The following is an 11,986-nucleotide window of genomic DNA, read 5'->3' on the forward strand; positions in this document are numbered from 1 at the left end:
TTAATGTTTTAAAGATATAGTTAAACAAAACAAAATTCATTTTGTTTAAGAAAAATTGTAAAAAGTTTAACATTTTTAATTTTTGTTCCTTTTGAAAAGTTTACCCTAGAAATCCGACTGATATCGGATATCGTTTTAATGCGTGTTATTTTTTATTTTTGTAGCCTTAATAAGTTGAAATGAAAAAGGTTGTTGTAGGACTTTCGGGAGGAGTGGATTCCAGCGTTGCGGCATATCTCCTAAAAGAGCAGGGGTATGAGGTAATTGGCCTTTTCATGAAGAACTGGCATGATGATTCCGTAACCATTTCAGAGGAATGTCCATGGTTGGAGGACAGCAATGATGCCCTCATCGTGGCCGAAAAATTGGGCATTCCGTTCCAAACCGTCGATTTGAGCGCGGAATACAAGGAGCGTATCGTGGATTATATGTTCAACGAATACGAAAGAGGACGAACACCCAATCCGGATGTGCTCTGCAACCGCGAGATCAAGTTTGATGTCTTTTTAAAAATTGCCTTGCAATTGGGTGCCGACTACGTGGCCACAGGTCATTATTGTAGAAAAGGGACCATCCTGAATGCAAATGGCAGCGAAACCTATCAGTTGTTGGCGGGCAAGGACCCCAATAAGGATCAATCCTATTTTTTATGCCAATTGTCCCAAGAGCAACTCTCCAAGACGTTGTTCCCGATCGGGGAATTGCTAAAACCTGAGGTTCGAAAGATTGCCGCAGAGAACAATCTCATCACCGCTGATAAAAAGGACTCCCAAGGACTCTGTTTTGTGGGCAAAGTACACCTGCCCGACTTTTTGCAGCAAAAATTGAAGCCGAAAAAAGGGATCATTGTGGAAGTGCCCAGCACTGCTTCCCAATTTGCGGTGGCTGTTCCCGAATTTCACAATGAAAGGGAGAAATTGGCCTTTCAGGCGGAAAAACCCATTTTTTCCATGGAAGATGGCAAAGTCGTGGGAGAACATCAAGGCGCCCATTATTTTACCATTGGGCAACGCAAGGGGCTGAATGTTGGGGGCACCAAGGAACCCTTGTTCGTCATTGAAACCGATGTGGACAAGAACATCATCTATACCGGACAGGGCAAGTTCCATCCCGGTCTTTACAGGAACACACTTTTTGTGAAAGAGGACGAGCTGCACTGGGTGCGCCCCGATTTGGCCTTGAAGGAGGATCAGACCATGGAAGTGATGGCACGTATCCGTTACCGTCAGCCATTGCAAAAAGCCACTCTCTACAAAGTAGGGAATGGTCTGTATGTGGATTTCCAAGAAAAGCAATCCGCTATTACCGAAGGACAGTTTGTGGCCTGGTATGTGGAGGATGAGTTGGTGGGATCTGGCGTGATTTCATAGTTTTTTCAAAACCGGCCATTTTATTTCGATTTCCTGAATATTTACCCTTATTTTGAGGGTAACAGTATTTGGTAAAATCCCATGCAAAACAGAATCACCCAACTTTTCGGAATACAGTATCCCATCATCCAAGCAGGAATGGTCTGGGCCAGCGGATGGCGGTTGGCCTCGGCGGTCTCCAATGCCGGCGGATTGGGGCTGTTGGGTGCGGGAAGTATGTACCCAGAGGTATTGGAGGAACATATCATCAAGTGCAAAAAAGCGACCGAAAAACCTTTTGGGGTGAACGTTCCCATGCTGTACCCCGATATTGAAAAGTTGATGGAGATCATTGTCTCCCATGGGGTGAAAATCGTGTTCACTTCCGCAGGGAACCCTAAGACCTGGACAGGTTTTCTCAAAGAGAAAGGGATCACCGTGGTGCATGTGGTGAGCAGTGTCAAGTTTGCCCTGAAAGCCCAAGAAGCTGGGGTGGACGCCATTGTGGCCGAAGGTTTTGAAGCGGGCGGACATAACGGAAGGGACGAGACCACCACGATGGTACTGATTCCCTCCGTGAAGGAAAAAATCACTGTTCCGCTCATTGCGGCAGGTGGCATTGCGACCGGAAGGGCCATGCTGGCCGCTATGGTGCTCGGCGCGGATGGGGTGCAGGTGGGAAGCCGGTTTGTGGCCAGTCCGGAAGCCTCTTCGCACGAGGCATTCAAAAAAAGAGTGGTTGAGGCACAGGAGGGGGATACCCAACTGACCTTGAAGGAGCTTGCACCCGTGCGACTGCTGAAGAACAAATTCTACCAAGATGTGCAGGAGGCCTATGCCAAGGGTGCATCCGTCGAGGACCTGAAAACATTGTTGGGAAGGGCCAGGGCCAAGCGGGGTATGTTCGAGGGGGACATGGAAGAAGGGGAGTTGGAAATTGGCCAAGTTTCCGGATTGATCCATGCCATGAAGCCTGCAGCCGAAATTGTGACCGATTTGATGGCCGAATTCCAGAAGGCCAAGTTGGAAGTGAATGGCTATTAAACTGTTCGGGTAGAAGCTTTCCCCACTTTTTCATACATTTACCCCAGAGCAATGAGAACACTTATCCCCACACTAGTTTTTTTGGTGCTCGTTTCCTATTGCCATGGGCAAGTGGAGCGGGACAAAGCACTCCATTTTTTGGGCGGCAACCTATTTGGTCTGGCCGGAGCAGGAATCGCTAAACAGGCCTCTGAGGGCAACCGTATCTGGACCTTTGTGGGCTCGGTGGCAGGAAGTACGCTCATAGGCTTGGCCAAGGAAGCGGTCGATGCGGGACAGCGCGAGAACGGTTGGGACAACGACGATTTGGCCGCTACGGTATTGGGTGGTGTCACCGTAGGGGTCACCATTGATCTGTTTTCCAAAAAGGACGACAAAAAAAGACTGCGAGGCCGCTATTCCCAACGAGATCTGAAAAAGCAACAACCCTTTTCCTATCCAACATCTGAATTGGTGGTATCGGATGGTAACCTTCCCAGTTTGAATACCTTGGGACTTTCCAATCAGCAGTTTTATATTGAGTAAGGTTGCTATGATATTTTTGTCACTTCGAGCGCAGTCGAGAAGTGTTTTGGGTTCGATCAAGGTCTCGACTGCGCTCGACCTGACATTTGATGGCCCGCCTAAAAGATGTACTTAAATTAATCCCCTCGCCTTGATTTCCAGGTATTTGTTGATGGTGTTGACGGTCAGGTCCTCTGGTTTGGTCAAGATGGTCTGGATGCCGTGTTTTCGGAGTTCGTTCACAATGAGTTTTTTCTCATAAATGAACTTTTCTGCAATGGTCTGCTCAAAAATTTGATGCACCGTTTCCGCTTTTTTATGGGCAAATTCATTCAGCTCGGTATTTTCAAAGAAAATCACCACCAACAAATGTTGTTTGGCCATGGCCACTAAGTAGGGGAGCTGTCTGTGCAGCGCATCCATGGTCTCAAAATTGGTATAGAGCAGCAAAAGACTACGTTGGTTCAAGTTTCGTTTTACGTCCACATACAAACGACTGAAATCACTTTCGATAAAATTCGTCTCCAGGTTGTAGAGTGTTTCCAAGATGAGGTTCATCTGGGAGCTCCGCCGCTCCGCGACCACCCTGTTCTCGATTTTGTCGCTAAAGGAGAACATGCCGGCCTTGTCCTGTTTTTTTAGGGCAATGTTACTGATCACCAGGGTGGCGTTGATGGCATAATCCAAGAGACTGAGCCCATTGAAGGGCATTTTCATCACCCGTCCCTTATCGATCACGGAATATATGGGCTGTGATTTTTCATCCTGATATTGGTTCACCATCAATTGCCCCCGCTTGGCCGTGGCTTTCCAGTTGATGTTCCGGATATCGTCGCCCAGCACATAATCTTTTATCTGCTCAAATTCCATGGTGTGTCCAATACGCCTGATTTTCTTCAGGCCATATTCGTGCAAACGGTTGGTGAAGGCCAGCAGATCATATTTTTGGAGTTGGAGGAACGAGGGGTAAACGGGAACTTCCTGGGATTGGCCCACGGCATGTTTCCTGGCCAAGAAACCTATGGGTGAAACCGAAAAAATGTTCAGACTTCCAAAGGAATACACCCCACGTTCGGTGGGCCGTAGTTGATAGTGGAACATTTTTTCCCCACCACTGGGCAGCTTGGTCTCCAACAGAAAATCCCTTTTCTGGAACTGGAAAGGAATCTCATCGATGACCTTGATTTTTACAGGGAACAAGTATCCGTTCATCAATCGTAGTTGGATCGGGTTTTCGTCCCCATTGGAGAGTTTGTCGGACAAAATTCGGTGTCCTTCTACCTTTCCCTTGGAAGCAAAGAGCAAAATGATATCAACGATCAGCAATAGGACCAAAACGAAGAAAAGCAACTTCAGCGCCCCGTAGAGGTTGGGGACCATATACGAGATCACAAATCCCACGATGAGCGTCGTGAGGATTATGAAAAATCGTTTTTGCAGGTATATGGGTCTGAAGAGCCTTTTCACTTTTTATCTTGGGATTTCGATGCCGTCCACGATTTGTTTCACCACCTGGTGGGCGGTCAATCCTTCCATTTCCCTTTCCGGGGTAAGTAAAATACGGTGTCCCAAAACGGGGATGGCCACTTTTTTGATGTCATCGGGCGTGATGAAATCCCTGCCGTTGATCGCGGCGAGCGCTTTTGAAGCATCCATGATGGCAATCGATGCCCTCGGGGATGCCCCTAAGTACAGATTGGCATTGCTGCGGGTGTTGTCCACTATGGAGGCAATGTACTTGAGCAGGTTTTTCTCCACAACAATTTCCTTGATGGTATCCTGGTACTCCGCAATCTGCTTTGCAGAGAGTAGGGCGGTGACAAGGTCTTCCTCCACTTTGGCTTTTTGTTCATGCTTGCTCTCCAAGATTTGGATTTCCTCTTCCAGTGAGGGGTAGCTCACATTGATCTTGAAAAGGAAACGGTCCAATTGGGCCTCGGGCAATCGATAGGTGCCTTCCTGCTCAATGGGGTTTTGGGTGGCAAACACCAAAAATGGGGGTTCCATGGCATATTCCACACCGTCCATCGTGATCTGTCTCTCGGCCATGGCCTCAAAAAGGGCGGCCTGGGTCTTGGCAGGGGCCCGATTGATCTCATCGATGAGGATGATGTTGGAGAACAAAGGTCCCTTCTTAAACTCAAATTCAGAAGTTTTGATGTTGAAGATGGAAGTCCCCAAAATATCGCTCGGCATTAGGTCCGGGGTAAACTGGATGCGACTGAAATCCACGCTCATGGTCTTGGCCAGTAATTTGGCCGTGACGGTCTTCGCCACCCCGGGAACGCCTTCGATGAGCGAATGCCCATTGGCCAAAATGGAAATAATGAGCAGTTCTATCATATCCTGCTGCCCAATGATCACTTTGCCCAGTTCGGACTTTATGTTGGAAACAGCTTCCTGTAATCGGGTGAGATCCACACGGGAATTGAACTGTAGTGCGTCGTCTTTTGGTTCTTGTTCTTCCATAAGTTACTGCTTAAATGCGGTTATTTTTTTATTGAGTGCTATGCTTTCCTGCTCCGTATGGGCATTTTTATTTTTCAGTTTCAAGATATATTCGATCAAAACCTTGGTCTCTTGAATGTCCTTGCCGGCTTTGGCCGCCAATAGCTGTATCGTCTTTTCGTTGATTTGTGCCGTTTCGATATGGTACTGGCTGCGGATGTAGGCCAAAAAGTAGTTTATTTTTTTGTTGATCAGATCTGTATAGTCTTTATTTTGATGGTACAACGATCCAACGGCCTGTGCAAACTCCACCGAGGAATTTTTTAGGGGTTCGATGACGGGAATGATCCGCTGTTCCCGCTTGCCCTTAAAGATGACAAAGAGTAGGATGCCCAAAACGGCCAAATAGTAGGCCCATTTCAAGGAAACTTGGTTGAGCACAAAGCGCATGGGGGAATCGATGAACACCCGACCGGATTTTTTGTAATTGTCCCAAAAAAGCACATCGGCATCCTGGAGATAGGAAAAGGTATGGGCCACGTAGTCCGAATTGCCCTTGAGCATATAATAATTGGAATAGGCCTGGGGTGTAGAGGAAATGATGAAATGGCCCTTTCCAAAACGCGTCTTGATCAAATTGGGTTTGGTCACTTCTTCGTCGGGCTCCCCGTCCAGATAGTTTTCAGTGGTGTAGGAGATATGCCCCAAAATGGTGGTCTTGGTGGAATCCACACTGGTAAAATAAGAGTTGAACACTCCTCGGGACAGTTTAAACTCCTCCTTTTCGAATTTTTCGTGGGTCAGGTCCAAAATGGTCGTGCCCTCTTTCAAGGAATAGTCGGCCCCAAAATCGATGTTCAAGGTATCCATCAGTTCCCAGCCAAAACCAGTGGCGGCAATGAAAACGGTATTTCCTCGGTCCACATAGTCCAAGATCTGATTGGTTTCCTGGTGGTCGAGGTCAATATATTCATTGATGAACATATAGTTGGACGTTAGGGTGGAATCCCGGTCGATCAAGATGTCATAGACACTTTTATCCACTGTTTCAATTGAACTATTGGGAAAAATGGAAGGAAGTTCGTTGTAGAGCACAAAACACCCGAACGGGATCTTGTCCACCGAAGTGTACGATGGCCGCCAGTTGATGGGCCTTGGACGCACAATTTCCGTAATGATGATCCCGACAACAACGAGGGCAAATACCGCAATGACTATTTTCGATTTTCGGTCCATGCTATCTCGGGATTGAATTTTCTACGGCCTTGAAGCGCAAGTCCGTTTTGGCATAGCCAGATGCATCGATGGGCTGCTCCCCGTACCAGATGTTCTCGTACAGGTATGAGGCTTTTTTGAACTCCAGTTGCAATTGGGTATGGGCAATTTCCCGTTCATAGTCCACATTGGTCTTGTCAAAATGCCAATCGATGATGTTCTTTTGGGAAAGCAGTTTCAGGATCTTTAGGAATTGGTAGCGAACGGCAAGCCGGTAATCCCCGTTTTTGAGGGCCTCTTCCATCAACGAATCCAAGTCGATGTTCTCAATGTGTTGTTCGGAAAGGTCCAGGTCGATGATGGACCGTGCTTTTTGGGTAAAAATGGAACTGAACTTTTCGTTCACGAACATCCGCACCAACAAATAAATGACCAACACACCCATGAGGGCATAAATGATGTACTCCAGGATCAAAAGGGTTTTGGGCGAAATGTCAAACCCAAAAGTACTGCTGATGGCATTCAGGAACCATCGGACAAAGCGGCTGAGCAAATTGGCAGACTCCCCTGTTTTTACATCATAGTCAAAATCCTCCCCAGTGTATTTTTTACCAAGGTCTTCCCCAATTTGGCGTTCTGTGAGCACCGAGCTGCTGTCTAGTGGCAGGGCAATGGAATCCCTTTGCGCAAGACCCAAGTTTGCCCACAATAAAAGGATTAGGATGTAGCTCTGTTTGATCACTGATCGGTCTGTCCTATTTGATCTATTTTACTTCTGGTGTTGATATTGTATGTTTTTTCGTGTAGGGCATAAAAGAGGATGCCGTTCACGAACTGGGAGAGGCACTGGGCATATACCATCAAGATGAGCAACACACACAGTCCAAGGGTATATATGACGGTCGAAATGACCGAGCCGCCCACATCCACATTGTTTTCCACCACATGGAAGGTGTAGATCCCAATGATTATGGAGGGTACAATAAGGATGATGAAGAACAACAGGCCATTGAGCAAGCCGAGGATGAAATTGACCCCCACCGATCTCCAAAAATTGTTGATGACCAAGTTCCAGCCCTCCCCAAAACCTTCGATTACGCCCTTGGATTGGCTCATCATGCTAAAAAAGGAAACCCCGATCCAAGCGGTCATGCCAAATTGGATGATATATTGTGCAAACATGCCCAACAATGGAATGAACGCCAAAACAAGTGCCACAATGAAGAACAGGATATAAATGGGGATCAGCAAAAGAATGAACAAGAACGTATTGCCAAAATTGCCCTTTGTGTGCTCCCAAACCTCCCTTTTGTCAAATCCTTGACCCTTATGTTCGTCATATTTGACCAAGTAGGAGGAACTCAGGCTAAAGTTGAAGCCCGCCACCAAAATGAATATGATGAAAAAAATGACCGCCCCGGCGATAATGTAGGTCCAATAAGTGTCTTCGTTACTTTCTCCCGAACCCATACCGTAGATATTGGAACCTTCCGAGATCATTCCCACAAACCCGGATACCATCAAGTAGCTCGTAATCAAAAGACCGACCAAGAAAATACCATTGTAGCTCAGGAATACATTGGTGAACTTTTTGATGTTCTGTTTTAAAAATTCAAAATAAACGGAGAGGATATCGCCAAAGTCGCGGTTGATCCTAAGCTCGATGTATTTGTCCTTCATGCAGTTTTCGGTTTAGTAAGATGGGGTATATGATGTAATAAAAAACAATCAGCAACAATGACCCTCCAATAATGGTGAAGGCCAGCCAATCGGGCATATTGGCATACCGGGTGATGAACCCTTCGATAAAGCCCGCAATGATGAAAAACGGAATGGTGCTCACCACCACTTTCAACCCGTCCTTGGCCCCTTTCATGAAGGAGACCCTCCTGGAAAAAGTCTTGGGAAACAAGATGCTGTTGCCCATGATCAATCCGGCACAGCCCGCCACGATGATCACGGAAATCTCTATGGTGCCGTGCAGCCAAATCTGGCGGTTCGCTTCAAAAAATACCCCTTTGGTATAGAAAAAAGTAATGAACGCCCCCAACATCACCCCATTGCTGAAGAGAATATAGGCCGTACCAATGCTGGTGATCACTCCAAAGGCGAAGGCCAAAAAGCCCACGCGGATATTGTTGATGGTGATGCCCAAAAAGGTGCCTATCTCGCTTCCGCTTTTATAAATGGCCGTAGGTTCCCCATTGGCAATATTGTTCAGGGTCTCGTTCACATAGGCATCGCCCAAGATCAACCGTACAAAGGAAGTATCGTTCAATGCGGAAATGGCGCCAATGGCCGTGGCCGTGATAAAGATCAAGAAAGTGATCCACAGAGTTTTGTGGTATTGCCTGAAAAAAAGCGGGAACTCATGCGCCCAGAACTCAATGATCCGGTTGCCCGATTCTTTTTTGTTCTTGTATATTTTTTGGTGTGCCTGTGAAGCAAGGGAGTTCAGGTACAATAAAGTCTTGCTTTCCGCGTAATAGGTCTGTGCGTAGGCAAGGTCATTGGTGAGTTGGATGTACCCGTCCACAAGCGCATCCGGATCTGTATGTGAACCTGATGCGACCGCTTTTTCAAAAGCGATCCATTTTTCCTTATTTTGCTTCACAAAAGCAGCTTCGCGCATAAATGGAATTTATTTTTCCCAAGTTTAAAAATACGTTTATATGGGCAACCTCCAAATCAATACAACGCAAAATGTCAACTTAGATTATAAGATTGTGGGCCTTGGGGAGCGAATCGTTGCTTTTCTCATCGATGGACTCATTTTGTACATGTATGCCTATTTGGTAAGCCTCATCAGCAATGCCATCGGTTTCATTTATGAAGATACTTGGACACAACGTGGGCTGGCGTCGCTGATTTTTTTGCCGGCCATGTTCTATTCCCTTTTGATGCACAGCCTTTTTAACGGGCAGACGGTGGGCAAGATGTTGATGAAGATGCGGGTGGTCCGCTTGGATGGCACCCCGGTGCATTGGAGCAATCTCTTGGTCCGATGGATGTTGCGCCTCGTGGACATTTGGATTTTCTTGGGGTCCATTGGCATTTTGAGCATCCTGTTCTCGGAAAAAAGGCAACGGGTAGGGGATGCGGCCGCAGGCACTGTGGTGATCAGTACGAAACGAAAGACCAAGGTATCCCATACCATTTTGGAAGAAGTGGAGGAGGCCTACCAGCCCCAGTTCACCAATGTGACCTTGCTCACGGACAAGGATGTCCGGTTGATCAAGGAAACCTATCACATTGCCAAAAAAAGTGGGGATTTCAAGACCCTGACCGCACTCCGCATCAAAGTGGACAGCATTTTGAAGACCAATTCCAACCTGTATGATGTGCAGTATATTGACACGGTGCTGAAAGATTACAACTACTACACCCAAAAAATGTAGCCATGCTCTACCAGACCATTGATATTTTGGGAACCGTGGCCTTTACCATTTCCGGGGTCTTGGTGGCCATGGAAAAACGGTTGGACCTCTTTGGGGTGCTCATCATCGCCTTTGTCACGGCCATTGGGGGCGGGACCTTGCGGGACCTGCTCATAGGGAACACGCCAGTGGTCTGGATGCGGGACCTTACCTATGTGGTCACCATTTTCATAGCCGTGGTCTTCGCCATTATTTTTGTGAAGCAGTTGAAGTATTTGAGGAAATCCCTTTTTCTGTTCGATACCATTGGGATTGGCCTGTATACCATGATCGGGGTAGAAAAAGGCTTGGAAGCCGACCTTTTGCCCATCATGTGCATTTTTCTGGGTACCATGACGGCCTGTTTTGGGGGCGTCATCCGGGATATGTTGTGCAATGAGATCCCGATCATTTTTAGAAGAAAGGAAATCTATGCCACCACCTGCATCGTGGGAGGGGCCAGTTACTTTCTCTTTGTTGAACTTCCCATCAAGGAAGGCTATGCCTACATTGCGGCCATCGTGGTGGTGATCACCCTAAGGTTGTTGGCCGTAAAATATGATATCCGTTTGCCCAGCGTCTATGAAAAAGAGCCTTGACCACCATGTCTTCGGCGGTGGTTAATGATTGCTTAGTATGATTAACCCTTGATTAATCTTTTTTTTCCTTTGGTTAGCCTTCCCGTGCCAAGGATAGCACTACTTTGGTCTTTAGTTTTGTAATCTTCATTAAAATAAGGGCCGCCCCAGTAGTGTCGGCCTTTTTACCAAACCAATCGAGACCAATTTATGAAAACACCAAAAATCGTTTTATTGACCCTTTTTCTCTCCGCCTCCTTTCTTGGCATGGATAGCATCAATGCCCAGGGATGTGTCGCAATCCGACATTTTTCATCCTGTGTGGGGAATACGTTGGAGAGCAACCTGTTGGGGCCAGGAGATATCCAGATAGGGAGCAACTATCGCTATTTTAAGTCTTTTAGGCATTTCAGGGGAACGCATGAAGAGCCGGATAGGGTTTCCAACGAAACGGAGGTGATCAATCATTCCCACTCCTGGGATTTTTTCCTGACCTATGGAATCACTGACCGACTGTATACCAGCATTACCATCCCAACAGTGATCAACACTCGTTCCTCACTATATGAACACGGCAGGGACGAGCGGAACACCACCTACTCCAGAGGACTTGCCGATTTCAGGGTAGGGGTAGGCTACTGGCTGTTCGACCTGGAAAAACATCAAAATGGAAACCTTGCGTTGGGATTGGGCATGAAACTGCCCACCGGAAGTTTCAATGCTTCGGATATCTTCTACAATGTAGGCCCCGAAGGAGGTCCGGAGACCAGACCTGTTGACCAGAGCATCCAACCGGGCGATGGTGGTTTTGGGGTTACCCTGGATTTTCAATTTTACCAGAAGATTGCCGAAAAACTGTTTGCTTATGGTGGTGGATTCTATTTGATCAACCCAAGGGAGACCAACGGAACTCGGACGTTTCGGGAAACCTTGAGCCCTCTTCTGGAAAATGAGGCCATCATGGCCGTTCCCGATCAGTTTTCGGTGCGTGCCGGGGCCAGTTATGCCATCAGTAATACCATCTCTACTTCGTTGGGTGCCAGATATGAAGGGGTTCCCGTAAAAGACCTTATTGGGGGGAACGATGGTTTCAGAAGGCCAGGCAATGTACTTTCCATAGACCCGGGCATCGCCTTCATGAAGAACAACTTTTCCCTGAACCTCAATGTTCCTTTTGCCGTAAGAAGGGAACGTCCCCAAAGTGTTACCGACCTCGAAACCCAGGAACTTACGGGCGAACCTAGGGCAGGGGATGCCGCCTTTGCCGATTATTTGATCAACGTAGGGGTTTCCTATCGCTTTTCAAACAAAAAGGTAAAAGTAGCCCCTGAATTGATGGGCGAATTTAAGAGCTGATCTTATCGGACAACGTAGAATATTTTTAGGTTCCCTTTGGGAACAGTCACAAAACAGCACTAAATCTTAAAAAAAA

The 11,986-nt window shown here is 47.0% G+C and carries 12 protein-coding genes; 6 read left to right on the top strand and 6 right to left on the bottom strand.

The window, feature by feature from the left end:
- The first annotated feature begins 179 nt into the window (after positions 1-179).
- From mnmA to DB398_RS15780, 3 genes are all read left to right on the top strand, one after another.
- A complete protein-coding gene (mnmA, locus tag DB398_RS15770; RefSeq protein WP_108425419.1) occupies positions 180-1,370 on the top strand; it encodes a tRNA 2-thiouridine(34) synthase MnmA in 1,191 nt (396 codons plus the stop codon).
- An 81-nt stretch (positions 1,371-1,451) separates the two neighbouring features.
- Positions 1,452-2,393, top strand: coding sequence for an NAD(P)H-dependent flavin oxidoreductase (locus tag DB398_RS15775; RefSeq protein ID WP_108425420.1), 942 nt, complete (start codon positions 1,452-1,454; stop codon positions 2,391-2,393).
- 51 nt (positions 2,394-2,444) lie between these two features.
- Positions 2,445-2,918, top strand: coding sequence for a YfiM family lipoprotein (locus DB398_RS15780; RefSeq protein WP_199913424.1), 474 nt, complete (start codon positions 2,445-2,447; stop codon positions 2,916-2,918).
- 111 nt (positions 2,919-3,029) lie between these two features.
- On the opposite strand, the gene DB398_RS15785 is transcribed toward DB398_RS15780, so the two are convergent.
- Genes DB398_RS15785 through DB398_RS15810 form a run of 6 tightly spaced genes read right to left on the bottom strand, consistent with a single transcriptional unit; the run spans position 3,030 to position 9,192 of the window.
- On the bottom strand, positions 3,030-4,364 hold the full coding sequence (locus DB398_RS15785; RefSeq protein ID WP_108425421.1) for a DUF58 domain-containing protein: 1,335 nt from the start codon (positions 4,362-4,364) through the stop codon (positions 3,030-3,032).
- Between the two features lie 3 nt (positions 4,365-4,367).
- Positions 4,368-5,366 (bottom strand): AAA family ATPase, encoded by a 999-nt coding sequence (locus tag DB398_RS15790; protein WP_108425422.1) that lies wholly within the window; start codon positions 5,364-5,366, stop codon positions 4,368-4,370.
- A 3-nt stretch (positions 5,367-5,369) separates the two neighbouring features.
- Positions 5,370-6,581 (bottom strand): DUF4350 domain-containing protein, encoded by a 1,212-nt coding sequence (locus tag DB398_RS15795; protein ID WP_108425423.1) that lies wholly within the window; start codon positions 6,579-6,581, stop codon positions 5,370-5,372.
- A gap of 1 nt (position 6,582) precedes the next feature.
- Positions 6,583-7,302 (bottom strand): DUF4129 domain-containing protein, encoded by a 720-nt coding sequence (locus DB398_RS15800; protein WP_159076473.1) that lies wholly within the window; start codon positions 7,300-7,302, stop codon positions 6,583-6,585.
- Entirely contained in the window at positions 7,299-8,240 is a 942-nt protein-coding gene (locus tag DB398_RS15805) for a hypothetical protein (RefSeq protein ID WP_108425425.1), read from the bottom strand. Before DB398_RS15805 ends, DB398_RS15800 begins: the two co-directional genes overlap by 4 nt.
- Complete coding sequence (locus tag DB398_RS15810) at positions 8,215-9,192, bottom strand: stage II sporulation protein M (RefSeq protein WP_108425426.1); 978 nt, start codon at positions 9,190-9,192, stop codon at positions 8,215-8,217. The genes DB398_RS15805 and DB398_RS15810 overlap by 26 nt, the downstream gene beginning before the upstream one ends.
- A gap of 40 nt (positions 9,193-9,232) precedes the next feature.
- Between DB398_RS15810 and DB398_RS15815 the strand changes: the two genes are divergently transcribed.
- From DB398_RS15815 to DB398_RS15825, 3 genes are all read left to right on the top strand, one after another.
- Positions 9,233-9,958 carry an RDD family protein gene (locus DB398_RS15815; RefSeq protein ID WP_108425427.1) on the top strand — a complete coding sequence of 242 codons (726 nt, stop codon included), beginning with the start codon at positions 9,233-9,235 and terminating at the stop codon, positions 9,956-9,958.
- 2 nt (positions 9,959-9,960) lie between these two features.
- On the top strand, positions 9,961-10,575 hold the full coding sequence (locus DB398_RS15820) for a trimeric intracellular cation channel family protein (RefSeq protein ID WP_108425428.1): 615 nt from the start codon (positions 9,961-9,963) through the stop codon (positions 10,573-10,575).
- A 189-nt stretch (positions 10,576-10,764) separates the two neighbouring features.
- Positions 10,765-11,910, top strand: a complete 1,146-nt coding sequence (locus tag DB398_RS15825) for a hypothetical protein (RefSeq protein ID WP_108425429.1) — start codon at positions 10,765-10,767, stop codon at positions 11,908-11,910.
- Positions 11,911-11,986 lie beyond the last annotated feature (76 nt).

It is taken from the genome of Flagellimonas amoyensis (assembly GCF_003058265.1).
GTDB classification, from domain to species: Bacteria; Bacteroidota; Bacteroidia; order Flavobacteriales; family Flavobacteriaceae; genus Flagellimonas; species Flagellimonas amoyensis.